At 72.0% G+C, this 24,390-nt stretch carries 23 protein-coding genes; 8 read left to right on the top strand and 15 right to left on the bottom strand.

The genetic code is table 11. The features are described 5' to 3' along the window. Positions 1-62 precede the first annotated feature (62 nt). The 3 genes from FB384_RS04125 to FB384_RS04135 are packed head-to-tail and all read right to left on the bottom strand — an operon-like array spanning position 63 to position 1,970. Positions 63-1,247 (bottom strand): 5-(carboxyamino)imidazole ribonucleotide synthase, encoded by a 1,185-nt coding sequence (locus FB384_RS04125; protein ID WP_183779290.1) that lies wholly within the window; start codon positions 1,245-1,247, stop codon positions 63-65. A gap of 36 nt (positions 1,248-1,283) precedes the next feature. Further along, positions 1,284-1,712 (bottom strand): TA system VapC family ribonuclease toxin, encoded by a 429-nt coding sequence (locus FB384_RS04130; protein WP_183779292.1) that lies wholly within the window; start codon positions 1,710-1,712, stop codon positions 1,284-1,286. Then, the gene (locus FB384_RS04135; RefSeq protein WP_183779293.1) at positions 1,713-1,970 is read right to left on the bottom strand and encodes a hypothetical protein; all 258 of its coding nucleotides are present in this window, start codon (positions 1,968-1,970) and stop codon (positions 1,713-1,715) included. It lies immediately after the preceding gene. 31 nt (positions 1,971-2,001) lie between these two features. On the opposite strand from FB384_RS04135, the gene FB384_RS04140 reads away from it, so the two are divergent. Continuing rightward, complete coding sequence (locus FB384_RS04140; RefSeq protein ID WP_228725958.1) at positions 2,002-2,526, top strand: pyridoxamine 5'-phosphate oxidase family protein; 525 nt, start codon at positions 2,002-2,004, stop codon at positions 2,524-2,526. Here the strand turns inward: FB384_RS04140 and FB384_RS04145 are convergent. Beyond that, positions 2,469-3,902 (bottom strand): glycosyltransferase 87 family protein, encoded by a 1,434-nt coding sequence (locus tag FB384_RS04145; protein WP_372497784.1) that lies wholly within the window; start codon positions 3,900-3,902, stop codon positions 2,469-2,471. The genes FB384_RS04140 and FB384_RS04145 overlap by 58 nt on opposite strands. Positions 3,903-3,990: 88 nt before the next feature. After that, the gene (locus FB384_RS04150) at positions 3,991-4,920 is read right to left on the bottom strand and encodes a nucleotidyl cyclase domain-containing protein (RefSeq protein WP_221212640.1); all 930 of its coding nucleotides are present in this window, start codon (positions 4,918-4,920) and stop codon (positions 3,991-3,993) included. A gap of 190 nt (positions 4,921-5,110) precedes the next feature. On the opposite strand from FB384_RS04150, the gene FB384_RS04155 reads away from it, so the two are divergent. Then, complete coding sequence (locus FB384_RS04155) at positions 5,111-7,579, top strand: sigma-70 family RNA polymerase sigma factor (RefSeq protein ID WP_183779295.1); 2,469 nt, start codon at positions 5,111-5,113, stop codon at positions 7,577-7,579. Positions 7,580-7,838: 259 nt separating this feature from the next. Further along, complete coding sequence (locus FB384_RS04160) at positions 7,839-8,357, top strand: GtrA family protein (protein WP_258938323.1); 519 nt, start codon at positions 7,839-7,841, stop codon at positions 8,355-8,357. A gap of 204 nt (positions 8,358-8,561) precedes the next feature. Here the strand turns inward: FB384_RS04160 and FB384_RS04165 are convergent, their stop codons facing one another. Together FB384_RS04165 and FB384_RS04170 are read right to left on the bottom strand one after the other, a co-directional pair. After that, positions 8,562-9,842, bottom strand: coding sequence for an ATP-binding protein (locus FB384_RS04165; RefSeq protein ID WP_183779299.1), 1,281 nt, complete (start codon positions 9,840-9,842; stop codon positions 8,562-8,564). Positions 9,843-10,083: 241 nt separating this feature from the next. Continuing rightward, positions 10,084-10,773 (bottom strand): response regulator transcription factor, encoded by a 690-nt coding sequence (locus tag FB384_RS04170; protein WP_183784944.1) that lies wholly within the window; start codon positions 10,771-10,773, stop codon positions 10,084-10,086. Between the two features lie 47 nt (positions 10,774-10,820). On the opposite strand from FB384_RS04170, the gene hisN reads away from it, so the two are divergent. Then, positions 10,821-11,606, top strand: coding sequence for a histidinol-phosphatase (gene hisN / locus FB384_RS04175; RefSeq protein WP_183779301.1), 786 nt, complete (start codon positions 10,821-10,823; stop codon positions 11,604-11,606). A gap of 386 nt (positions 11,607-11,992) precedes the next feature. Here hisN and FB384_RS04180 read toward each other — a convergent pair whose 3' ends face one another. From FB384_RS04180 to FB384_RS04210, 7 genes are all read right to left on the bottom strand, one after another. Continuing rightward, entirely contained in the window at positions 11,993-12,265 is a 273-nt protein-coding gene (locus tag FB384_RS04180; RefSeq protein WP_183779303.1) for a hypothetical protein, read from the bottom strand. Then, positions 12,262-15,450 carry a TNT domain-containing protein gene (locus tag FB384_RS26715; protein ID WP_228725959.1) on the bottom strand — a complete coding sequence of 1,063 codons (3,189 nt, stop codon included), beginning with the start codon at positions 15,448-15,450 and terminating at the stop codon, positions 12,262-12,264. Before FB384_RS26715 ends, FB384_RS04180 begins: the two co-directional genes overlap by 4 nt. 9 nt (positions 15,451-15,459) lie before the next feature. Further along, positions 15,460-15,804 carry a hypothetical protein gene (locus tag FB384_RS04190; protein WP_183779305.1) on the bottom strand — a complete coding sequence of 115 codons (345 nt, stop codon included), beginning with the start codon at positions 15,802-15,804 and terminating at the stop codon, positions 15,460-15,462. Beyond that, positions 15,786-16,250: a YbaB/EbfC family nucleoid-associated protein gene (locus FB384_RS04195; RefSeq protein WP_183779307.1), complete on the bottom strand. Its 465-nt coding sequence runs from the start codon at positions 16,248-16,250 to the stop codon at positions 15,786-15,788. The genes FB384_RS04190 and FB384_RS04195 overlap by 19 nt, the downstream gene beginning before the upstream one ends. Positions 16,251-16,355: 105 nt before the next feature. Next, entirely contained in the window at positions 16,356-17,300 is a 945-nt protein-coding gene (locus tag FB384_RS04200) for a hydroxymethylglutaryl-CoA lyase (RefSeq protein WP_183779309.1), read from the bottom strand. 5 nt (positions 17,301-17,305) lie between these two features. After that, positions 17,306-17,911 carry a PH domain-containing protein gene (locus FB384_RS04205; RefSeq protein WP_183779311.1) on the bottom strand — a complete coding sequence of 202 codons (606 nt, stop codon included), beginning with the start codon at positions 17,909-17,911 and terminating at the stop codon, positions 17,306-17,308. Between the two features lie 65 nt (positions 17,912-17,976). Next, the gene (locus FB384_RS04210; protein ID WP_183784948.1) at positions 17,977-18,843 is read right to left on the bottom strand and encodes a biotin--[acetyl-CoA-carboxylase] ligase; all 867 of its coding nucleotides are present in this window, start codon (positions 18,841-18,843) and stop codon (positions 17,977-17,979) included. 162 nt (positions 18,844-19,005) lie between these two features. On the opposite strand from FB384_RS04210, the gene FB384_RS04215 reads away from it, so the two are divergent. Together FB384_RS04215 and FB384_RS04220 are read left to right on the top strand one after the other, a co-directional pair. Then, positions 19,006-20,655 (top strand): acyl-CoA carboxylase subunit beta, encoded by a 1,650-nt coding sequence (locus FB384_RS04215; protein WP_183779313.1) that lies wholly within the window; start codon positions 19,006-19,008, stop codon positions 20,653-20,655. Next, the gene (locus FB384_RS04220) at positions 20,652-20,927 is read left to right on the top strand and encodes an acyl-CoA carboxylase subunit epsilon (protein ID WP_183779316.1); all 276 of its coding nucleotides are present in this window, start codon (positions 20,652-20,654) and stop codon (positions 20,925-20,927) included. Before FB384_RS04215 ends, FB384_RS04220 begins: the two co-directional genes overlap by 4 nt. 76 nt (positions 20,928-21,003) lie before the next feature. Here FB384_RS04220 and FB384_RS04225 read toward each other — a convergent pair whose 3' ends face one another. After that, the gene (locus FB384_RS04225) at positions 21,004-22,509 is read right to left on the bottom strand and encodes an MFS transporter (RefSeq protein WP_323985116.1); all 1,506 of its coding nucleotides are present in this window, start codon (positions 22,507-22,509) and stop codon (positions 21,004-21,006) included. Between the two features lie 177 nt (positions 22,510-22,686). Here FB384_RS04225 and FB384_RS04230 point away from each other — a divergent pair, with 177 nt between their 5' ends. Further along, a complete protein-coding gene (locus FB384_RS04230) occupies positions 22,687-23,418 on the top strand; it encodes a GntR family transcriptional regulator (protein WP_183779318.1) in 732 nt (243 codons plus the stop codon). Between the two features lie 117 nt (positions 23,419-23,535). Next, positions 23,536-24,180 (top strand): Maf family protein, encoded by a 645-nt coding sequence (locus FB384_RS04235; RefSeq protein ID WP_183779320.1) that lies wholly within the window; start codon positions 23,536-23,538, stop codon positions 24,178-24,180. Positions 24,181-24,390 lie beyond the last annotated feature (210 nt).

Here is a 24,390-nt window from a genome sequence, read left to right on the forward strand (position 1 = left end):
GGCCGGGTGCCCGGTGGATCCGGTGCCTCAGTGGATGCTGCCGTCGCAGTCGATCCGGTACGTCAGTGGATGCTGTAGCCGTCCGGCCATTCGGCGGCCGACAGCCAGTGCGCCGCCATCCGCGCCTTCGCCCGCGTCGACTCGTCGATCGGGCCGCCCACGTTGACGTGTCCCAGCTTGCGCCCCGGACGTTCGCTCTTGCCGTACAGGTGCACCTTGACGTCGGGATAGCGCGCGTACAGGTGGTGCAGGCGTTCGTCCACGCTCATCGTCGGCGTCTCGGGAGCGCCGAGGACGTTGGCCATGACGGTCGGCGACAGCAGGTCGGTCGTGCCGAGGGGGTAGTCGAGGACGGCGCGCATGTGTTGTTCGAACTGGGACGTGCGGCTGCCGTCCATCGTCCAGTGCCCGGAGTTGTGCGGGCGCATCGCCAGCTCGTTGATGACCAGCCCGCCCTCGTGGGTCTCGAACAGTTCGACGGCCATGACCCCGGCGACGTCGAGCTGTTCGGCGATGCGCAGGGCCAGGCCCTGTGCCCGCTGCGTGCCGGCTTCGGACAGTCCCGGTGCGGGCGCGAGGACCTCGGTGTTGATGCCGTCGGACTGCACGGTCTCCACGACCGGCCACGCGGCGCCCTGCCCGAACGGTGACCGCGCCACCATTGCCGACAGTTCGCGGGCCATGGGGACGCGCTCCTCGATCAGCAGCGACATGCCCGCGTCGAGGAGTTCGGGGATTTGCGCGCGCGCCTCGTCGGCGGAGTCGAGCTGCCACACGCCCTTGCCGTCGTAGCCGCCCGTCGCGGCCTTGAGGATCGCGGGCCAGCCGTGGTCGTCGCCGAACTTCACGGCGTCGGAGACCTGTTTGACCTCGACGAACGCGGGGTTCGGCAGGCCGAGCGAGGCCATCCGCTCGCGCATGAGGAGCTTGTTCTGGGCATGCGCCAGCGCTCCGGGCCCGGGGCGGACGACGACACCCTCGTCGGCGAGGGCCCGCAGGTGCTCGCCGGGCACGTGCTCGTGGTCGAACGTCAGCACGTCCACGCCGCGCGCGAAGGTGCGCAGCGCGTCGAGGTCGGTGTGGTGGCCGTGGGTGACGTCGGCGGCGACGAGGCCGGCGGATTCGCCCTCGCCGACGGCCAACACTCGCAGCGACTGGCCGAGTGCGATCGCGGCCTGATGCGTCATCCTGGCGAGCTGGCCGCCGCCGACCATGCCGACGATGGGAAGTCCGGTACGCGTATCCATAGCGCGCTCAGCCTAAGCGGACCCGTTCCGGCCGCATCACGAACCGCCCCCGAGTGTCACCGCCGCCACTGACGGATACCGCGTGACGAAACCGCGATCCAGTGTCACGAGAGGGCACCCGAGGGCCTGGGCGAACGCTGCCAGATAGTCGTCGGTCCACAGTTTGTGACTTCGGTCCTCACGGGCGGATATCACTCGCCAGACCTGCTCAAGGTGAGCCGGCTCGGCAGTCCAGACCACACGTTCGTCCGAGCGAAGCTCATCGAGAACCCGCCACGCTTCTGCGCGACTCAACGCGGCCTCTCCCATAACCGGCTGGTTCGACAACAAGCGGAGCAACCCCATCTGCGTCACTCGGCACAACCTGAGTTCGCCGTCCTGTTCATCGAACCACGAGGACACCTCGGCATAGTGCTTGTGCTCTTCCCACACCGACGCGAACCAGACGTTGACATCCAGCAGCATCTACTGTGCCCGGTACTTCTCGGCATCTTCGGCCGCGAAGATCGCTTCGATGTCGTCGTTCGTGATGTCGACTTTGCGCGACTTCGTTGCCGGGACCAGCGGGAGTTTCACCCGTTTACGCGACCGACCGCTCTCCGCTGTGCCCAACTCATGACTTACTGCCCGAGTCAAGAACTCTTTCACAGTCTCCCCGCGGGCCGCGGCTTCGGATTTCATCGCCCGCATGAGCTCCGGAGGCAACTCCACCGTCGTGCGCATAAAAGCATATTAACACATTCCGCTCTCGCGCTTGACCTCGATCGCGGTCGAGGTCGCAGCATCCACTCGCATGCCGAACTTCGACATTCACTCGTTCCTCGACGAACCGGGGCGGCCCGCGGCCGTCTCGACGGTCACCGAACGAGGGCGCCCCGCGCTCGCGACGATGTGGTTCCTGTTCGCCGACGGTTGCCTGTGGTTCCACAGCCCCGTCGACAAGCCGGCACCGTTCCTCGCCGCGGCTGCCGCAGGTCGCGAGGTGTCCGTACTCATCGCCACGTTCTCGCCGCCGCACGACGTACGACAGTTCCGAGCGACCGGTCCCGCCGCTCTCGCATCCCGCGACCTCACCCGGGTCCACCGGATCTACGAGCGTTACGTACCCGCGTGGTCGGCATTCTGGCGGGAGCACGCGACGTCGGACCGCCTCCGTCTGTGGTCGATGCTTCCCGAACGCGGGATGGCCGTGGCGTATCCCGGCCTCGCCGAGGCTCCGGTCTACCGCTGGTCGGAACCGACCTGGCTGGACTCGGCGGAGTCGGCCGCCGGCGGCTGAGCGTCGTCGCGCGCCGTCACCACAGTCCTGCCGCGCAATACGGCGATCAGCGTGTCTCGGTCGTGCAACGCCCCGCGCAGGGGCTCGCGGTTGCGCCACAGCCAGCGGCCGGCGAGCACGGCGACGAGCACGATCGGCACCATCAGGTAGGCGCTGCCGAGGATGTACTGCCAGAACGCCCAGTGCAGCTCCAGGTTGCGGCCGTTCGGCAGCACCAGCAGCACACAGCTGACGAACACGACGAACACCGCGCCCGCCGCGATCCACCGCTTCCGCGTCTTCACCGGATCGGCGTGCGGCAGCTTCGACACGAGCACCATGATCAGCGGCACGGCCCACACCCAGTGGTGCGACCACGACACCGGAGAGAGCAACAGCGCGTAGAACGCCGTCACCAGTAGCGCTTCGAGCGGGCGGCCACTGCGGTGGAACCGCAGCATCAGCCAGACCGCCAGCGGCGCCAGTGCCAACCCGACGACGATCGCCGCGTTCGACGCCCACGGAGCCAGATCGGTCATGCGGTTGAACAGGCCGTTGAGCGACTGGTTCCCGGCCCAGTGCATCGGCCCGATGCGGCCCGCGTTGAACACGGTGTGCGTCCAGAACCGCCACGCGTCCGACGGGATCAGCGCGAACAGCAGCGCCTGCAGGGCGAAGAACGTGGCCATCGCGCGCAGTGCGTCCATCCGGCGCCCGGTGAACAGCAGGTGCGGGATGAAGATCAGCGGGGTCAGCTTCACCGCGGCCGCGACGCCCACCATGATGCCGCCCCACCGGCTGCCGCGGGCGCTGATCACCAGCACGTCCAGCACGATCAACGCCATCAGGATGAGGTTGATCTGGCCGAGGAAGATCGTCCGCCACACGGGCTCGAGCGCGAAGAACAGGACGGCCGACAACAGCGTGACGCGCGCGGGCGAGGCCCACACGGGCAGCTCACCCTTCGGGCGCGGCAGCGCACCGAGCGCCACCCGGATGACGACCGTCATCGCCAGCAGCGACACCGCCGACAGCACGCCCCATGCCACCTGCACCGGGAACACGGCCAGCGGCACGAACAGCAGCGCAGCGGTCGGCGGGTAGGTGAACGGCAGCAGCGCCCAGAACGGTTCCGGCGCCAGGGTGTTGCTCTCGTAGAGCGGATCGCCCTGCAGCAGCGTGACAGCACCGGCGCGGTAGACCGCGGAGTCGACGCCGAGCTGCAGGTCCAGCAGCCAGCCCACGACGCCTGCCACGATCATCAGCGCCGGCAGTGCCAGCACCAGCGCCAGCGACCTCGGCCGCGCGAGCAGGCGTTCGGCCGAGGCACGCAGCTGCAACGCCGCCGCCCCGGCGGGCTCCGGACGGGAGCCTGCCGGCGTCTCGGCCTCGCGCAGGTCTGGGGTGCTCACTCTTTCTAGGAAACCATGACCGGGTGTGAGTTCGGCGTCGGCCACTCCCCTGCCGCGCCGCACGGCGGCGCCACTAACGCGCCGCGAGCGACTCGAGCAGCACGCACGCGTCGTCGTGGGTGGCGGGCAGCCGCACGACGTTCACCCGCGCCGATCCGGACTCGACCAGCTGCGGGTCGACGGCGAACCGCTCGGTGAGCTCACGTCGCAGCCGCACCGCGCGGTGGGCCACGTCGTCGGATCGCGCGACGACGGCCACCACCGTCGAGGCGCCGAGGACGGCGTGACTCTCACCGCCGTCGAACACCTGCCGCAGCACGTCGGCGGCCAGGATCATGCCCGCGGGCCGCAGGTAGACGGCAGTGTCGTCGAAGCCGAGCGAGATCACCACCAGCACCTGCCGGCCGGCCACGCTCACGCCGTCCCGCGCCGCCTGCCGGTACAGCTCGGACAGCCGGGTCCGCAGGTATGCCTGGGTCGGCAGTCCCGTGAGCGAATCGTGCACCTCGGTCGCCCCGACGTGGTTGAGCGCGACCTCGGCCCACGCCACGGCGGTGATCCGCAGCAGCCGCGTGGGCAGCGCGTCGGCGTCGGCGGCCTCGGCGATGGCGTCGAGCGCATCGGCATGGCTCGCCTCACCGGCCGGAACCTGCAGCACAGCGTGCAGCGCGGCCAGATCGCCGAGGGTCTCCTCGAGTCCCGTGCCCGCGGCCGCGCGGGCGTGTGCCAACGCCACGAGCGCCGCACCCGCACCGTCGAGGCCACCGGAGCGCACCACGGCCGAGCACACGAGGTCGACCTCCGCGACGTCCCAGTCGTCGGGGAACCGCCAGCCGCAGGCCAGGCTCGCCGTCCGCCACCGCCGCCGGAGCACCGCGCGGGGGTCCCGCACGGCCTGCGCCTCCCGCACGGCGTGCGGCTGCCGGCCCGGGGGCGATCCGCCGCCCTGTTCGTCCGACAGAGCGAACGGCACACCTTCCATGTCGCCAGCACTCACGTCCACTCGCGCCTCCTTGTCGGCTCGTCGGAGGTGAGACGTGCGGAGCCGCCCTGCATGACGGTGACGGACACGAAAAGTTGCGGTGCGAGTGAACCGGGTGAAGTGGCGACCCTCGGCGTGACGCTTCCCCGAATGTCCGTCACACTTTGCTCCGCAGTGCGTCCCCCATCCGGGACGACCTGAGAGGAGAGCCGTGAGCACCGCACCCACCGACCCGCAGGGCATGAGCGACGCCGAACTCATCGCCTCGGTACGCGCGGGCCAGCTCGAGTGCTACGGGACGCTGTACGAACGTCACGTATCCGCTGCGTACAACCTTGCGCGGCAACTCGCGCGCACGTCGATGGAAGCCGACGACCTCGTCTCGGACGCCTTCTCGAAGGTCCTCGACACACTCCGCGGCGGGAAGGGCCCCGACAGCGCGTTCCGGGCGTACCTGCTGACGGCCGTGCGCCACGGCGCCTACGACAAGACGCGGCGCGACAAGAAGCTCGACCTCGCCGAGGACATGACCACCGTCACGACGGTCGGCGGCGCCGGCGCCGAGGCACTGACCGTGGAGTTCTCCGATACGGCACTCGAGGGGCTGGAGCGCACGCTCGCCGCGAAGGCGTTCGCGAAGCTGCCGGAACGCTGGCAGGCCGTGCTGTGGCACACCGAGATCGAAGGCGCCACGCCTGCCGAGGTGGCACCACTGCTGGGGCTGACGGCCAACAGCGTGTCCGCACTGGCCTACCGCGCCAGGGAAGGTCTGCGCCAGGCGTATCTGCAGGTGCATCTCGCCGAGGTCAGCGCGAGCACGTGCCACGCGACGGCCGACAAGCTGGGCGCCTGGACCCGCGACGGACTGTCGAAACGGGAACGCGCGCAGGTCGAGGCGCACCTCGACGACTGCTCCGACTGCCAGGCGCTCGCCGCCGAGCTGGCCGACGTCAACGGTGCGTTGCGGGCCGTCATCGCTCCGCTCGTCCTCGGCGGCGGGGTACTGGGCTACCTCGCGGTCGCGGGCGGGGGCAAGGCCGCGGCGGCGACCGCGATCGGTGCCGGCACCGCGGCCGGTTCCGCAGGTGCCGCCGCCGGTGCCGGCGGTTCCGGAGGCGCCGCGGGAGCCGCGGCGGGCGCGCCCCGGGAGTTCGTCGGCGTGGCGGGCTCCGGTGTCGCGATGGCCGCGGCCGTCGCACTGGCGCTCACCGCCGGTGGCGGCGGACAGCAGATCCCGACGGCCGCCGAGCAGCCGCAGCAGCAGCCACCGGCCGCGCAGGCGCCGAACGAACCCGCCGACCCGCCTCCCGGGCAATCGGCGCCGGACAACCCGCCTGCGCAGAACGAACCGGCACCACAACAGCCGCCGCCCGCACCGGACGTGACGCAGCCCGAATCGCCGGAACCGGCCTCGGTCGGAGCTACCGTGGCCCAGGACGACGTCGAGCTCGTCGCCGGCGGCGGCCCCGCCGACCTGCCGATCACCGTGCGCAACAACGGCGGGACGCTGTCCGACCCCATCGACGTGACGCTGAACCTGCCACGCGGCGTGAGCGCCCTCGGCGGCGGTGGCGGCGGAACGACCGCAGGAGCGGCCGGCGCCCCGCGCAGCACCGACCAGTCGAGCCCTGCCACGGCGCCGCAGGGTGGCGGCGCGTCACCGTCCGGCGGGGCGCTCCGCCAGGCCGGTGGCGGCGAGCGCATCACCTGCCCCGGCGGCTCGGGCACCGTCACGTGCTCCACGGGCCGGGGACTGCAGCCCGGCGAGTCCATGACGCTCGTGTTCCGGCTGCAGGCGTCCGCCGACGCCGAATCCGGGCAGGTCACAGGCCACCTGAGCGGCGGAGGGGCCGTCAACGTGTCGCTCCAGGTGCCGGTCAGGGTCGAGCCGAAGCCCACCCCGCCCCCGCCGCCCGCCGAGGACGGCGTCCGGGTTCAGGCGAACGGTTTCGGCACGACCGCGTCCGTCGAGATCCGTAACACCGGCGACACCACCGACAACGTCACGCTCACGTCCGACCGGCCCGCGGCGGGTGTGGGCCACGGCATGGACTGCACCGACCGCTGGGCCGAACCGCTGTCGTGCACCTCGACCGACGCGCTCAAACCCGGCGAGGACAGGACCGTGTACGTCACCGTGTACGACCGCAGTGGCCCCGGCAACGGCAACGGCCAGGGCAACGGCAACGGTGGCGGCGAGGGCCATGGCTTCGGCCAGGGCAACGGCGACGACGTCACGTTCACCGCGACCCTCGGGGACGCGGCAGACAGCGCGACCGTGTCGTTCCCGGACTGCTGGCCGCCGTCGTTCCTGTGCCTCGGCGGCGCGTCCACCGAGGCGCCCGGCGGATCCGGATCCGCGGAGGCGACGACGCCCCCGCCCGCCTCGGGCTCGGCGTCGGTGACCGAGCCACCGACCGGCTCCGGTTCGGCGACCGCACCTCCGGGGTCGCGGCCGAGTGGTTCGGCGACCGCCACGCACCCCACGTCGGACCCGGCATCGGGGTCGGCGACCGCCACGACGGAGCCCGAGTCCACGGATCTGCCAGCCCCACCGTCCGACCCGTGGCCCGGGCCGCCGGGGCACGGGAACGGCAGGGACCACGGCGACAAGCACGACGACGACAAGCACGACGACAAGGACCGCGACAAGGGCGCGCGGCACCGCGATCCGCAGTGATCAGCCGCGCCGATCAGCCGCGCCGATCAGCACGGATCAGCCGCACCGCGTCGCCCCTGCCCGGAACGTGACGCCCGTCTCGGGACCCACGCATCGCGGATGTGCCGCGGCCCACGTGTACGTCGCGGGTGCGGTGCACCGAACTTGCGCTGAGCTGCACTCTCGACGGCGCGTGGGCGGTCCTGTGGTGTAGACGTCCGACGAGTGGCGTTCCACCGTTCGGCGGACTCACCCGACGCGGATGGCTACACTGCGATGTGTGTCCGTCGTCGAAACCGTGCTGGAGCGCGTACCCGGGCCGCTGCGCTCGCTGCTGCTGAAACACCGCGAACTGCTCAAGTTCGCTGTCGTCGGCGGCACGACCTTCCTCGTCGACAACGGCGTCTGGTACCTGCTGAAGTTCACGGTCCTGATGGACAAGCCGACGACGGCGAAGGCCATCGCGATCCTGGTGGCGACGATCGTGTCGTACGTGCTGAACCGCGAATGGTCGTTCCGCACCCGCGGCGGCCGGGAGACCGGCCACGAGGCGACGCTGTTCTTCGTGATCAGCGGCGTCGCGGTCGCCGTGAACCTGGTGCCGCTGCTCATCTCACGCTACGTACTCCACCTGCAGCGACCGGAAGTGTCACTGTTCGTGCAGGAGACGGCGGACTTCATCAGCGGCTCGGTGATCGGCATGCTGCTCGCGATGGTGTTCCGCTTCTGGGGGTTCCGGAAGTGGGTCTTCCCCGACGAGCTCGGCGGAATCCGGCGCGAAACCCTCGCCCGCCGCTGACGCCCACCCGTCACCCTCCGCCAAGCCCAGGGAGGCAGGCACGACCGGCCGGCGCCACCCGACCAGGCAGTCGAACCTCCCGAAACGGAACCCGCTACCTAGGCACTCGCCCACCCGTCGCCCGCCACCACCCAACACAGCGGTGCACCTGCCACCCAGTCAACATCACACGGCCCGGCGATCAACCTTCCCGAAACAGGCTCTCTATCTAGGCACTCGTTCCGTGGGCCACTCGACGGCGGGGACGTCGCCCGCGGTCGGCACGCGGAGGAACAGGCTGAACGTCGCGGGCGCCCTGGTCGACAACTCCAGCCTGCCGCCGTCGGCCTCGGCCAGCGCCCGCGCGAGCGCGAGCCCCACACCCGTCGATCCGGCTCCTGAGAACCCGCGGTCGAACACGTGCGGAGCCAGTTCGTCCGGCACCCCCGGTCCCGCGTCGCTGACCTCCACGACGACGGTGCCGTCGGTGTCGCCGCGCCGAGCCGCCAGCGTGACCGTGCCCGCGCCGTGCCGCATCGCGTTGTCCAGCAGCACGCTGATGATCTCGCGCAGGCGTGCGGGCGTGACGCGCACCATGAGGCCGTCGGCGATCCGCAGCCGGAGCGTCCGTCCCTCGGCTTTGAGTACGTCCCGCCACTCGTCGCTGACCTCGGGCAGCATCGTCGTCAGCGACACCGGTTCGGTGCCGACCTCGCTGGCGGCGCGGGCAGCGGCGAGCAGTTCGTCGAGTGCCCCGGCGAGCCGGTCGGACTGCTCCAGCGCCGCGTGCGCCTCCTCGGCGACCTCGGGGTCCTGGTGCAGTCCCAGCGCCTCCAGTCGCAGCTGCAGCGCCGTGAGCCTGCTGCGTAGCTGGTGCGACACGTCGCCGACGAGCTGCCGCTCGCGCTGCACCAACTGCGCGAGCGCGGTGCCCGACGAGTCGAGCGCGTCGGCCACCATGTCCAGCTCGGCGACCGCGTACCGCCTGTTGTCGGGGCGGAAGTCGCCGGCGCCGAGCCGGGCCGCGCGGTCGGCGACGTGCCGCAGCGGCCGTGCCAGCCGGTTCGCCGTGACGGTGGCGACGAACGTGCCGATGCCGACCGACAGTACGACGACGAACACCACGGCCACGGCGACCTGGGTCTGCTGCGTCCGCATCTCGCCGGCGGGTTGCGTCATCACGATGTGCCCGCCCGCTATCGGCTGCTGCTCGCTGATCACGTCGTCGCCCGTCGACGGTCCCGCCTCCATGATCGCCGCCGAGTCGTGGTGAACGACCAGGTGCGCGTCCCGCGGCATCGCGGAGCGGATGTGCCGCAGGTTGAGGTTGTGCCGGTTGGCGAGCTGGTTGTCGAGGGCAGCGGCGATCCGCTGCGCGCTGTTGGTCAGTTCCTCCCGGTGGAAGTTCTCCACCAGCAGCACGCCCGTCACCCCGAGCGGTGCGCCCAGCGCCACCCCGGTGACCAGCACGGCCAACAGGATCGCCAGGAGTATTCGCCGCCGCATACGCCGCCTATGCCCTCGCCCTGCCTATACCGTCGCCCACCGTGCCGGTGGCTGCCTGTACCGGTGCCCAGCGGTTCCGCCCCGCGGTTCCGCCCCGCAGCGCGCCGGGTCGCGGTTCCGCCCCGCGGTTCCGCCCCGCAGCGCGCCGGGTCGCGGCCGGGTGCGGCCGGAGTCCGCGCCTGCCGGTGGCACCGCACCCCGCGGGCGTTGCCGGGAGGCGCCGCCGTCGCCCGGCTCGCCGTCATTCGACGTTGAACCGGAATCCGACGCCGCGCACCGTCGCGATGTGCTCCTCGTTCGACTTCCGCGGATCCCGGCCCGCCGCCACCGCGAGTTTCCTGCGCAACCACGACATGTGCATGTCGAGCGTCTTCGACGTCTTGAGCGCCTCGGTGTCCAGGTCGTTCCACACCTCGGCGAGGATCTCCTCGCGGCTCACGACCTGACCGGCCCTGCTCATCAGCACCCGCAGCAGCTCGAACTCCTTGTTCGCGAGCTGCACCTCCTCACCTTCGACGGTCACCAGCCGCGCGGCGACGTCCATGCGCACGCCACTGGCGTCGAGCGCGCCCGGCGACCGCCTGCGCAGCAGCGCGCGGATCCGTGCGAGCAGCTCGGCGAGACGGAACGGCTTCGCGACGTAGTCGTCGGCGCCCGCGTCGAGACCGACGACGAAGTCGACCTCGTCGGTGCGGGCCGTCAGCATCAGCACCGGTGTCTGTGCGCCCGACGCCCGCAGTCTGCGGCACACCTCCAGTCCGTCCATCTCGGGCAGACCGAGATCGAGTACCAGCAGGTCGACACGTTCGGACGCCGTGGCTTCGAGCGCCGCCGAACCGTCCGCGACGGCGACGACCTCGTACCCCTCACGTTCCAGCGCGCGAGACAGCGGCTGCGCGATCGCTGGATCGTCTTCGGCGAGTAGGACCATGCTCACCTGGTCAACCTTACGGCGGGGGCACGTGGAACCATCGTTATGTGTCCCGTTACTCCGACGATGCAGCGTTGGCGGCCGAGCTCGCCGACGCGGCCGATGCGATCACCGTCGAACGCTTCCGCACCCAGAATCTGCAGGTGACGGCCAAGCCCGACCGTACGCCCGTGACCGACGCCGATACCGACGTCGAGGACGCGATCCGTCGCGTCCTCACCGCCAGGCGACCCGGCGACGGCGTGGCGGGCGAGGAACGCGGCGGGTCGATCGCCGCCCCCGGCCGCGTGTGGGTGCTGGATCCGATCGACGGCACGAAGAACTTCCTCCGCGGTGTACCGATCTGGGCGACCCTGATCGCACTGCTCGACGGCGGTGTCCCGGTCGTCGGCATGATCACCGCTCCGCTGCTGGGCCGCCGCTGGTGGGCGAGCCAGGGCGGCGGCGCGTGGCTGCGGGACTCGGCCGGTGAGCGCAGGCTTGCCGTCTCGCAGGTGCCGCAGCTCGCCGACGCCTACGTGTCCACAACGGACCTGAACAGCTGGTCCGAGCACCGCACCCAGGAGGCCTACCTGTCGCTGACCAGGGCGTGCTGGGAGACCCGCGCGTTCGGCGACTTCTGGCAGCACTGTCTCGTGGCCGAGGGTGCGCTGGAAGTCGCGGCCGAGCCCGTGGTGAACCCGTGGGACGTCGCCGCGGCTCAGGTGCTCGTCACCGAGGCGGGCGGGCGATTCACCGACCTCGACGGTGCGGCCCGGTTCGACCGCGGTTCGGCACTGTCGACCAACGGCCTGGTCCACGACGCCGCGCTGGCCCACCTCCGCCGCCGCTGACCGTCACGCGTGCGCGCATGTCCTGCACCCGCGCACGCGTGTCCTGCACCCGTGCATGTCCTGCACCCGCGCATGTCCTGCACCGGTGCACGCGTGTCCTGCATTCGTGCACGCGTGTCCTGCACCCACCCGCCCGATCGCCATCCCTCATCGACGCGCCGACGCGCGACTGCACCTTCTCGCGTGTCCTGCACCCGCGCACGCGTGTCCTGCATTCGTGCACGTACTGGCACGCCGCCGCGCGACAACTCCCGCGCGTGTCATGCATTCGTGCGGCCGGGGTCGCATCACGACCGGCCTGAGCGCAGAACACGCGGGACCGAGTGCAGGACACGCGGGTCTGAACGCAGGACACGCGGGTCTGAGTGCAGGACACGCGGGAGGGTTCAGGGCAGCACGCCGACCGCTCCCCTGGCGACCTGCGCCCAGGTCAGCCTGCCGAAGAGGTAGTAGCAGGCGACCTGTTCGTTGGTGAACCTCGCCCAGTCGTAACGGTTGCCCCGCTCGCTCCAGAACACCTCCCACGCGACCCCGCCCGCGTCGTCGACGTCCTCTTCCCGCAACACACACCAGGCGTTGTCGACCTCGGTGCCCAGCGACACCACCTCGGGCGGCACGCCGACGGACTCGAGCCAGCGCATGATCGACTCGGTGTTCACGGCGCGTCCTCCCTCGGGTTCCTGCCTGCACGCTCGGCGGCCGCACCGCCGTGGCCGTCGGTGTCGGTGTCGGTGTCGGGGCTGTCGCGGCCGTCGGTGCCGGCAGCGCTGTCCGAGCTGTCGCTGGCCGGGCTGTCGCTGGCCGGGCTGTCGCTGTCACTGTCGCGGCCGTCGAGTACGGCGCTGACGGTGGCACCACCGTCCGATGTGTCCCGAAAATCCTCGGTGTCCGATGTGGCGGTGACTGTCGCGTCCGGAGCGGCCAGGCCGTCGGCTACCGCCGGGGTATCCCCGTCCGGGACGGCAGGGGTGGAGTCGACGGCTTCGAACGTCGCGTCGGCCAGGTATCCGAGAGTCACGAGTTCGGCGGCATTGCAGACGGCCCGATACCGCGCGCCGCCACCGGGTTGTCCGAACCAGGGGGCCGACACGCCGCGCCACATCGGCACCTCCCGCAGCACGCGGTAGCGCCGGTAGCCCGCGTCCAGATCGGACGGCGGCTGCGAGCGCTGCTCGAACGGGGTGCCTGCGGCGGCGAACACTCGCCCGTGAGCGGTGCCGAACCGGTCCAGCATCGTGCCGGCCGCGAGCAGTTCCGGCTCTCCCTCGGCGGAGCAGCCTTCGGGGAATTCGTCGGCGGGTGGCCACACGTACGCAGGTACCGCGTCACCGGCCGGAGCGCCGACAGCCCGGTTGTCACCGGCGGAACCGTCGTCGTCCCCGGTCGCCTCACCCTCGGACGTCGCCTCACCCTCAGACGTCGCTTCACCCTCGGACGTCGCCTCACCCTCGGAGGTCGCACCCTCGGAGGTCGCGGCGCCGGACGTCGCGTCGTCACCGGCCGGATCGCCGTCGGCAGGGCCGCGACCGTCCCCTGCCGGACCGTCGAACCCCGCCGCAGCCGCGGCCCCGGCATCGCCGTCGGCGACACCACCGGCGTCGGTCTCACCAACAGCGGCGGCCTCACCGGCGGCTGCTTCGGGAGCCAGGAACCGGGCGTCCCATTCGCGCTCGTGCATCCCGCCGAGCGGATCGTAGCCGTCGCGGACACCGGGTGGCGGGCACGGCAGCACGGACACGGGCGGCGGCGCAGGTTGCCGGGCTCCCTGCCGTAGCAGTTCGAGGGCCTGGTCCGGCTCGATGATGTCCGAGTTCGGATGGTCGTGCGGTTCGAACCGTGCCACGGCGGGAACAGCGGGGTCCGGCTCGGGCGCGGGCAGCTGCCGCGCGGGACGGTCGGAGGCGACCGGCAGGTGTCCGATCGGGAACATGTGCACCAGGAACAGCGCGACGACGCTCTCCCGCTCCTGCCGCGGCGAGCCCAACGCCGGAGCCTGCTGTTGCGGAGCCTGCTGTGGCGGCGGTGCCGGCGCCTGGTGTGGCGGCGCGGCCGGTTGCGGTGCGTACTGCTGCGGCGCTGCGTACTGCTGCGGTGCGCCCGGCGCGGCAGCGTAGGGCCCGGCGCCCGGCCCCGGTGGTGCGTTCCGCAGCTGCGGCGGCTGACCCGCCGGTGCCTGCGGTGGGTACTGCTGTCCCCCGGGCGGCCTGCCGTACGGGCTCTGTCCCTGTGGCTGCTGTCCCTGTGGCTGCTGTCCCTGCGGCTGCTGCCCCTGATACGGCTGGCCCGGCTGCGGCCTGCCGTACGGATTCTGGCCCTGGCCGTGCTGCCTGTACGGGGCCGCGCCACCCGGCTGGCCCGCCGCGGGTGGCACCGGTCCGCCCGCTGCAGCGCCGCCACCGGCGACCGGACCGGGCACGGGGCCGCCACCCGCCATGGGACCGGCGGCCGGTGGCGGTGCCGGCTGCGGACCGAACCCGCCGGGCTGCCCGCCGATCGACGGTGGAACGGCGCCCGGCTGCGGCGGAGGTGCGCCACCCGCGGGCGGTCCGCTGAAGCCGGACAGGTTCGTGCCGGTCGGCGGCGTCGGCGCGTCGCCACCCGGTGCGGGCGGCCCCCACGCGGAACCGACGGGAATGCCTCCCGGCGGAGTCGGTGCGTCCGGCAGCACGATCGGGCCCGTACCGCGGTCACCACCGGCGAACGGCGGCGCCGGCTGGACGCCGGGACCGTCGGAGTGGCCCTGTCCCAGACCGAACGGCGGTGTGCCCGCGTCACCCGGACCACCGGGTCCACCCGGGAACCCCGGACCGCCGGGGAAACCGGGCACGCCCTGGCCACCGGGTCCGCCGGCGGGGCCCTGACCGGGGTGTTCGCCCGCGTCCGGCCCGCCGAGCAGTTCCTCCACGCCGTCCAGCAGGTCACGGCCGGGCTGGGCCGTCCCTGCGCCGCCACCGCCACCGAGTACGCCGCCGGGACCGTGCGGGGAGGCATCGTCGCCCAGCACGTCCGAGGCGTCGGCGAGCGCTCCACCCGATCCGATCCCGGGTGCCTGGCCGAGCACGTCGTCGACCGGCCCCAGCGGACCCTGCTGATGCGACGAGCCGGGCCCGACCGGCAGCCCCTCCCCGACGGGCGGACTGCCCTGGCCGAGCGGCTGCCCCTCGTCCCGGTCGGAGCCGAACAGGCCCGATGCGTCCTCGAACACGGTGTCGCCGGGAGCGGCGGCCGTGTCCGCCACGTCGGGCAGGCCGAGCGCCCCGAGCAGACCGCCACCACCGCCCGAACCGGAACCACCGGCGGCACCGGGGCGGTCGTTGACCACATCGGGTGCCACGCCCGGGCCCGCGCCGTCGACGCCGACCGTGTCGGCGAGCCCGCCGGTGATGGCCCGCATGTTGGCTGCGGTGCCCTGAACGACCGTGTCGATGCCCGCGAGTGCGGCCGGGTGGCCCGCATCGGCGGCCGTACCCGCTGCGTCGCGCGCCACCGCGGCGTCGCGCAGCTTGCGCACGAGTTCGACCTTCGTGCGGCCGACCTGCTCGGCGGCGCGGTCGAGCCGGTCGGCGGCGTCGCCCGCGCCCTGCGCGGCCTGGCTGAGACTGCCGCGTTCGGGATCGACGAACCCCGACCACGTCCGGCGCGCGGCGTCGCCCGCCTCCCCGCTCATCGCGCCGAGTGCCTGGCCCGCGACCGTGTCCGCATCGCCGGCGAGCCCTTGCAGCTCGCCCGCGGCCTGCCGCCACGACCGCGCCTGCTCACGCATCGCGTCCTCGTCGGCCTGGGGCCACGCGACACCGGTCTCGGCGGCGATGTCGGCGAGTTCCGCGGGCAGTTCGATCCCCATGTCGCGGGCCTACCCTTCGCGCCCGGCGTCGGTGATCGACTGCTGCGCCGCCTCGTCACCCGCCGTGTAGGCCTCGGCCGCCCGCGACAACGCGCTGCCCATCTCTGTCAGTCCGCCGGACAGTCCGTCGAGGACCCCGGCCGTCTCGTCGGCGGGCGTGCGATGCCGTCCGTCGAACGCCCGCCCGACCTCGTCGTCGCCCCACGGCGACGACGCGACGGCCTCACGCAACGTCCGCGCGATCTCCTCCGCGCGCCGGGTGAGCCCGTCGAACTCCGCCGCGCGCTCACCGAGCCGCTCGGCGTCGGCCTCGAAACCGTGGTGACCGGGACCGCTCATCGTGATCGCTGCCATTCGGAGTCGTCGATCCAGTTGGCGTCTTCGAAGCTCTCGTCGTCGTCGAAGTCGTCCGCGGTCGGGGCGCTGTTCTCCCCGGACGGGGTGATCTCGTCGGCCGTCAGGTCGGCCGTGCCGAGCAGCAGCGCCTGCGGGTCCGTGTCCTGCGGCAGCGCCGGAGCCAGCGCCTCGCTCGCACCGGTGAACGCCTTCGCCGTCGCCGCGCCCGTGAGGCGGACGATCTGGGCGGCGAGCTCGGCGGGCCGGTAACGCTCGTAGGCGGCGTCGGCGATCGTCAGGCCCGTCAGTACGCCGCGCCCACCGACGGTCGCGGTGACGAGGCCGTCGTCGCTGCTGGCGGATTCGCTGATGGCCGTGAGCTGCTGCTGCACGTCCGCCAGCTGTTCCCGGCTCCGCCGGTACTCGGCGAGCAACTGCTCCACCTCGTCGCGATGGTCGGTCACGGCGCTCTCCCGACGTCGTTCAGTGCGGCCGCATGCAGCCCGGCTGGAGTTCGGACGCGGCGGCCCGGCCCGCGGTTCCCGGCGCCCCCGGAAAGGATGCCCGCGCTAGCCGGCGAGGGCGCGCACGACCCGTGACGGGCTCGGCCTGCCCAGTTGCTCGGCCATCCACGTGCTCGTGGCGACCAGCGCGTCGAGATCGGCGCCGTGCTGCACCCCGAGCCCGTCGAGCATCCACACGAGGTCCTCCGTGGCGAGGTTCCCGGTGGCCGACTCAGCATAGGGGCAGCCGCCCAGGCCGCCCGCGGACGAGTCGACCGTGGCCACGCCGCGGCGCAACGCGGCGAGCGTGTTCGACAGCGCCTGCCCGTAGGTGTCGTGGAAGTGGACGGCGAGCGCGTCGACGCCGACGCCCGCTGCGGCGAACGCGTCGACCAGCCGGTCGACCTGTCCTGGCGTGGCGACGCCGATGGTGTCGCCGAGGGACAGCTGCCAGCACCCGGCGTCGAGCAGGCGCTTGCCCGCCGCGACGACCCGGCCAGGGTCGACGACGCCTTCCCACGGGTCGCCGAAGCACATCGACAGGTATCCGCGCACGGCCATGCCCTCGTCGCGGGCACGCGCCACGACCGGTTCGAACATGGCGAACTGGTCGTCGAAGGTGGAGTTGAGGTTCCGCCGGGCGAACGACTCCGTGGCGCTGGCGAACACCGCCGCGTCGGCGATCCCCGCGTCGACGGCACGGTCGAGGCCGCGCGCGTTGGGGACCAGCACCGGGTAGCGCACACCGTCCCTGCGGTCGAGCCGGGAGAGCAGCTCCTCGGCGTCGGCGAGCTGCGGCACCCATTTCGGGTGGACGAAGCTGGTCGCCTCCAGGGTCGTCAGGCCCGCGCCGGCGAGCCGGTCCAGGAACTCGAGCTTGACGTCGACGGGCACCGTGTCCGCCTCGTTCTGCAGGCCGTCACGAGGGCCGACCTCCCAGATCGTCACCCGGGAAGGCAGGTCGTCGTGACGGGTGAGGCGTTCGGGCAGCCCCAGTTCTCGCACACCCACGCGCGTCACCTCTGCTGCGGGCCGGGCTGGGGCGGCTGCCCCGGCTGATACGGCGGCTGGGGCGGCTGCTGCTGGACCGTCGGCGCGTGCCCCGACGGGTCGTAGTCGAAGTCGTCGTACGGGTTCTCGTTGACCTGGCGGTAGATGTAGGTGTGCACCTTCTCGACGCTCGGGATGTCGTCGAAGGTGAGCGGCTCCTCCGACGCCGATTCGATGATCAGCGTGCCGCAGGCGAAGACGCGGTCGAGCAGGCCGTGCTCGAACCGCACGCTGTTGATGCGCGCCATCGGGATGTCGATACCGGTGCGCTTGACGACGCCTTCGCGGGCGATGACGCGGTCGGTGGTCACGATGAAGTGGGTGGTGCGCCACCGCACGAACGGCGCGAAGACCTGCCAGATCAGCAGGATCAGCGCGACGGCGCCGACGGCGATCTGCGTGACGATGTCCCACGGCGCATCGAAACCCGGCGCGACGACGAACGCCAGCCAGATCCCCACGGCCAGCGTGATCACCAGGATCAGCACCGGCCAGATGAGCATCTTGAAGTGCGGATGCTTGTGGACGACGACGCTCTCGCCCTCACTGAGCAGGCTTTGTGGATACGCCACCGCTGGCCACTCCCCGAAACGCGGTCATCATTTCTGCGGGCAACAGTACCGCTCCGTAGCGTGTTTCACCCATCGGTCGGACGGAGATGCACGACATCTCCGGCGAAAACACTCCGCCGTGTGCCACCGGGGAGTTCGACGACCAGTGCGCCGGTGGATTCGACGTCGACGGCGTCGCCGACCACGTTGCCGCCACCGGTGACGATCTTGACCTCCTGGCCGAGCGTGAGACAGCGCTGCCGGTACTCGTCGAGCATGCCGGCGTCGACGAGGTCGCCAGCCGCCTCGCGCCACGCGACCTCCCGTTCGTGCAGCGCCGCGAGCACCATCATCGCCACGTCGGTGCGATCGCTGGTGGCCGCGCCGAGCTCGGCCAACGACACCGGAGACAGCGCACCCGCGGGCGTGGCCACGTCCGCGCGCACGCGCGTGACGTTGAGGCCGATGCCCAGCACCACGGCCAGCTCGTCCGACGAGGCCGCCTCCGACAGGATCCCCGCGCACTTGCCGGAAGCATCGGCGGCGAGGACGTCGTTGGGCCACTTGAGCGCGACCCGTGCCCCGAGTGCGTCGCCCACGTCGAGCACGGCCAGCCCCGCGATGATCGACAGCGACCCCACGCCCGCGATCGGCACGCCCGTCGGCCGTAGCAGCACACTGACGTACACCCCGGAACCCGGCGACGCCCATGTCCGGCCCCGCCTGCCGACCCCGGCGGTCTGCTCGGCCGCGACGAGCGCGGTCCGGTCCGGTGCGCCGTCGACCACGGCCTGCCGCAGGTCGGCGTTCGTCGACCCGGTACTGGCGACGACGTCGACCTGCGCGTACGGCCCCACCGGCGCGGCCAGTTCACCGCGCAGGCGGGCTCCATCGATGCGATTCGGCACGCGCGGAACCCTAACTCCGGTGCCCGTGGGCCGGTCACGTCCCATACGGGTCGGCGGCGTCGAGCGCGGCCACGACGTCGTCGTACCGGCCACCCACCCGCGACGCCGCCGGGACGCCGGAGCACGTAACACCCACGTAGGACAGGCACCGGGGACGTAGCCCACGCCACACCAGAGCCCCCGACGCCATGATTAAGCTCGCGTGTCATGAGCAGCGCAACGGAGCCGGTCGGGGACGCGCCTGACGCACCGAACACAGAACCGGACATCCACACCACGGCAGGCAAACTCGCCGACCTGTATCTGCGTTACGACGAGGCCGTGCACGCCGGGTCGGAGCGCGCCGTCGAACGCCAGCACGCCAAGGGCAAGAAGACGGCGCGTGAGCGCGTGGACATGCTGCTCGACCCGGGTTCCTTCGTCGAGCTGGATGCGCTCGCGCGGCACCGCTCCACGAACTTCGGACTCGAGGCCAGCCGCCCGTACGGCGACGGCGTCGTCACCGGCTACGGCACGATCGACGGCCGCGAGGTGTGCGTCTTCAGCCAGGACGTCACGGTGCTCGGCGGCGCGCTCGGCGAGGTCTACGGCGAGAAGATCACCAAGGTCATGGACCTGGCGATGAAGACCGGCCGGCCGATCATCGGCATCAACGAGGGCGGTGGCGCGCGCATCCAGGAGGGTGTCGTCTCGCTGGGCCTGTACGCCGAGATCTTCCGCCGCAACACCCACGCCTCCGGTGTCGTCCCGCAGATCTCGCTGATCATGGGCACCAACGCGGGCGGGCACGTCTACTCCCCCGCGCTGACGGACTTCGTCGTGATGGTCGACGAGACCTCGCACATGTTCATCACGGGCCCCGACGTCATCAAGACGGTCACCGGCGAGGAGGTCACGTTCGAGGACCTCGGGGGCGGGCGCACGCACAACGCGAAGTCCGGCAACGCCCACTACCTGGCCTCCGACGAGGACGACGCGGTCTCCTACGTCAAGGAGCTGCTCAGCTTCCTGCCCTCGAACAACCTGGCCGACCCGCCGGTGTTCGACGCACCGGAACCGACCGGCGGCGCGATCGCCGACGACGTCACCGACGGCGACCGGGAACTCGACACGCTGATCCCGGACTCGCCGAACCAGCCGTACGACATGCACGAGGTCGTGAGCCGGGTGCTGGACGACGGCGAGTTCCTCGAGGTGCAGGAACTGTTCGCACCGAACGTGATCACCGGCTTCGGCCGGGTCGAGGGCCAGGCCGTCGGGATCGTGGCCAACCAGCCGACGCAGTTCGCGGGCTGCCTCGACATCGACGCCTCCGACAAGGCGGCACGGTTCGTGCGCACCTGCGACGCGTTCAACGTGCCGGTGCTGACGTTCGTCGACGTGCCGGGCTTCCTGCCGGGCACCGACCAGGAGTGGAACGGCATCATCCGCCACGGCGCGAAGCTGCTCTACGCCTACGCCGAGGCGACGGTTCCGCTGGTCACGGTGATCACGCGGAAGGCCTACGGCGGTGCGTACGACGTCATGGGCTCCAAGCATCTCGGCGCCGACATCAACATCGCGTGGCCGTCCGCGCAGATCGCCGTCATGGGCGCGCAGGGCGCGGCCAACATCGTGCACCGCAAGCGGCTCGCCGCCGCGGGCGAGAGCGGCGAGGACGTCGAGCAGCTGCGGGCCGAGCTCATCCAGGAGTACGAGGACACGCTGTGCAACCCGTACGTGGCCGCCGAGCGCGGGTACGTCGACGCGGTCATCCCGCCCGCGCACACGCGCGGGCACGTCACGCGCGCGTTGCGGATGCTGCGGGAGAAGCGCGAGAACCTGCCCCCGAAGAAGCACGGGAACATTCCGCTGTGAGCGCCTCCGACGAGACTCCCGAGACGGCGTCGGCAGACGTCGAGACCGACGGTTCCGGCAACGATCGGCCGCTGCTGCGGGTCGTGCGCGGGGAGCCGGACGACGCCGAGCTCGCCGCGCTGACCGCGGTGGTGGCGGGCCTGGCGGCCGGCGACGGCGGCGGGGACGACGGCGCATCGCCGCGGTCCCGGTGGGCTGACCGGGCCGCGCTCGTGCGCGCGCCGCTGACCCCCGGACCGGGGGCGTGGCGCGCGTCGGCACTGCGCCGCTGACCTCGGCCGGCGGAACCCACGTCGGCGCACCCCGGACGGCGTACGGCGGCGCGCGGGCATCGGCAGCCGCGGCCGATCACACCGTCCGGTTCTCGCCAGCCGGCGCGTTGACCTTCTGGTCGTGACGCCGCTCGACCGGAGCGGCCGCGACGCCACCGAGAGGGAGGGGTACCAGGTCCGGGTCCGGTTCCCGGACCGCCGGCGTATCGGTCCCCGCTGCCCCGGCGAACCGCCGCAGCCGCACCATCCCGACCACCCCGACGGCGGCCATCGCCAGCGGGATCGCGAACGCGTAGCGGTGGGCCGCCGCCTGGCCCGCGCCCGCGGCGAGCAGCCCGTCGATCGCCAGGCCGGCCCCGAGCTGCGACACGACCGCGAACGTGAACCCGCCCATGTTGGCGAGCCCACTGGCCACGCCCGCACGGTGTTCCGGGCTGGCCGAGCGCGCCAGGTCGAAGGCCAGCATGCTGACGCCCCCACCGACGCCGAGTGCGATCAGCGGTGGCAGCAACGTCGCGGCCGTCGCTCCCGCAGGCAGGGCCACGAGCGCCACTGCCCCGGCGACGGCGAGCGCACCTGCACCGAGCACGAGGCGGCCGCGCACGTGCGGCCGGTGCGACGCCAGCCGTCCCGCGGCCGTGCTGCTCACGACGAATCCGAGCACGACGGCCATGACCAGCCCGGCCGCGGCACCACCGGACAGGCCGTGCACGGCGACGAGGTACGGCTGGCCGAGCACCGCCGTGAACGAGACGAACGAGCCCATCAGGACGAAGTGGGTCAGCAGTGCGTGCCGCACCCCGGGTGAACGCCAGGTCAGGCGCAACGTGTCCCGCAACCGCTCGGATGCGGGAGCCGCCGTACCCTCCGGCGCCGCACTGCCCGGGCTTCCGCCGGCCGGCGCTGCGGTGTCAGGGACGACGCGGGGCTGCGGTGATTCCCGCAGGGCGACGGCTGTCGCGGTCAGCACGACGACCGTGACGACACTGGCGATGAGGAACGCCCCCGTCCAGCCCTCCGCATCGAGCAGCGAAGCCAGTGGCGAGGTCGCGATGATCTGGCCGAGCCCGCCGATCATGCCGGTGAGGGCGGAGACGAACGCGTAGCGGTGGCCCGGGAACCAGTTGCGCGTGATCCGCAGGACGCTGACGAACATGCACGCGTCCCCCGCGCCGATCAGCGCGCGGCCCGCCATCGCCGCGGGATACGCCGTCGCCAGGGCGAACACCACCGACCCCGCAGCCATCAGCGCGGTGCCGCCGAGCAACAGGGCCCGCGGTCCGTACCGGTCGTTGCCGATGCCGACGGGCACCTGCAGGAGCGCGTACAGCGTCAGCTGCACCACCGAGAACGCGGCGAGGCCGGTCGCGTCGATGTCGAACCGCTCCTGCGCGGTCAGCCCCGCGACCGACAGGCTCATCCGGTGGAACATCGCCGTCAGGTAGCAGAGCGCGCCGAGCGCCCACATCGCCCACGGCACGAACGCACCCGGCGATCCCGCCCGCGACGCGGGTGCCTCCCGCGGCACCGCGACGCCCGATGCCGCGACGCCCGACGCGGCCCGCCCCGCCGCGGCCCGCACCGACGCACTCTTCTGCGGTGTTTTCCTCTGCAGCGTTTTCCTGTGCGGCGTCACAGCGGGACGCGACCCGAGTAAGCGCACACCCATCCCCTCGTTCGACAGTCCCGAGCGCATGAACATCACACGTACATAACTTGTATCTATGTTGCACTCAACGATCCGACTAGACTGCGGAACATGTCAACGAGCGACCGGTCACACCCGCCCGCACCGGCCACCGACTCGCCCGCGACCGGCGGGGAACCGGACCCGCGACGTCCCGACGAACCGTCACCGCCGCGCCCGGCGGGCGAGCGGGTGTACGACTGGGTGAAGGAGCGCATCCTCGACGGCCGGCTGCCCGGTGGCGAACTGCTCAGTGAGGGAGACGCCGCGACGGCGCTGAACCTGTCCCGCACGCCGGTGCGCGAAGCGTTCCTGCGACTCGAGGTCGAAGGACTGCTGCGGCTGTATCCGAAGCGCGGCGCCCTCGTCGTCCCCGTGTCGCCGAACGAGGTGGACGAGGTCACCGAGGCGCGCATCCTGCTGGAGAGCCACGCCGCGGAGCGCGTGATCGACCGCGGCGACGCCGCCGAGGTCGCCGCCCGCATGCGGACCGTGCTCGACCGGCAGCGCGAGCTCGACATGCCGGACGACCGGGCCCGATTCTCGGCGCTGGACCGCGAGTTCCACGCGACGCTCGTCGACGCGGCCGGAAACGGCCTGATCTCGCACTTCTACTCCGGACTGCACGACCGGCAGGTGCGCATGGCCACGTCGGCACTGCGCCGCGTACCGGACCGGCGGCAAGAGATCCTCGCCGAGCACGACCGCCTCTGCGGCCTGCTCGAAGGAGGGGACGCGGCCGGCTTCCGCAGCACGCTCACCGAGCACATCAGCGGCACCCACGGCGCCCTGCTCGACAGCTGACAGGTGACGGCTCGACCGACGGCTCACGGCTCACGGCTCACGGCTCACGGCTCACGGCGGCACCGTCGCCGGCGGCCACCCGGCGACCGGCGGCGGCCTCCTCGTAATCTGGGTCCCGTGCGCTTCGTTCTCGCCTCCGCCTCGCCCGCCCGTCTCGCCGTGCTGCGCGCCGCAGGGGTCGAGCCCGACGTGATCGTCTCCGGGGTCGACGAGGACGCCGTGATGGCGGAACTCACCGATCCGACGCCCGCCGAGACGGTGACGGCCTTGGCCGCGGCCAAGGCCCGCGCGGTGGCCGCCGACCTCGACGCCCGCGGAGGCTCCGACGGCGATGTGGCCGGCGGGGACGCCGTCGTGGTGGGCTGCGACTCGATGCTGTCGATCGGCGACGCCCTGGTCGGCAAGCCGCACACGGCCGAGGTCGCGCGCAAACGTTGGACGGACATGGCGGGCGGCACGGGTGAGCTGCTGACCGGGCACTCGGTGCTGCGCCTCTCGGGCGGCACGGTCACGGCCGAGGCGAGCGGCACGTGCACCACCACGGTGCGGTTCGCCGAGCCCGCCCAGCACGAGCTCGACGCCTACATCGCCACCGGTGAGCCGCTGCAGGTCGCGGGGGCGTTCACGCTCGACGCACTCGGTGGCTGGTTCGTGGAGGGCATCGACGGCGATCCGTCCAGCGTCATCGGCATCAGCCTGCCGTTGACCCGCCGGCTGCTCGGCGAGGCCGGTGTCAGTGTCGTCGACCTCTGGAACCGCTGACCGACGCCCCGCGTCGAAGTCCGGAGTGGACCTCGCCACCGGAGACGGCCCGAGGGCGGCTACGGTGGTCACCCGTTCAGGGGCTGCCCGACTCAGCCAATGTGGACACACTGGACACCACTCCCGCGCGGACAGGCCGACCTTCGAACATGAACAACATTCCACTCTGAACTGTCTTCATTCGACAGTGGGACACCAGCAGTGGGAGCA

The organism is Prauserella sediminis, assembly GCF_014195435.1.
GTDB lineage: Bacteria > Actinomycetota > Actinomycetes > Mycobacteriales > Pseudonocardiaceae > Prauserella > Prauserella salsuginis.

Bases quoted from the DNA above. Each gene is read 5' to 3' on its own strand.
- FB384_RS04125 (WP_183779290.1), bottom strand. From the start codon at position 1,247: ATGGATACGCGTACCGGACTTCCCATCGTCGGCATGGTCGGCGGCGGC.
- FB384_RS04130 (WP_183779292.1), bottom strand. From the start codon at position 1,712: ATGCTGCTGGATGTCAACGTCTGGTTCGCGTCGGTGTGGGAAGAGCAC.
- FB384_RS04135 (WP_183779293.1), bottom strand. From the start codon at position 1,970: ATGCGCACGACGGTGGAGTTGCCTCCGGAGCTCATGCGGGCGATGAAA.
- FB384_RS04165 (WP_183779299.1), bottom strand. From the start codon at position 9,842: ATGCGGCGGCGAATACTCCTGGCGATCCTGTTGGCCGTGCTGGTCACC.
- FB384_RS04170 (WP_183784944.1), bottom strand. From the start codon at position 10,773: ATGGTCCTACTCGCCGAAGACGATCCAGCGATCGCGCAGCCGCTGTCT.
- FB384_RS26715 (WP_228725959.1), bottom strand. From the start codon at position 15,450: ATGGGGATCGAACTGCCCGCGGAACTCGCCGACATCGCCGCCGAGACC.
- FB384_RS04190 (WP_183779305.1), bottom strand. From the start codon at position 15,804: ATGGCAGCGATCACGATGAGCGGTCCCGGTCACCACGGTTTCGAGGCC.
- FB384_RS04210 (WP_183784948.1), bottom strand. From the start codon at position 18,843: ATGGGACGTGACCGGCCCACGGGCACCGGAGTTAGGGTTCCGCGCGTG.
- FB384_RS04215 (WP_183779313.1), top strand. From the start codon at position 19,006: ATGAGCAGCGCAACGGAGCCGGTCGGGGACGCGCCTGACGCACCGAAC.
- FB384_RS04230 (WP_183779318.1), top strand. From the start codon at position 22,687: ATGTCAACGAGCGACCGGTCACACCCGCCCGCACCGGCCACCGACTCG.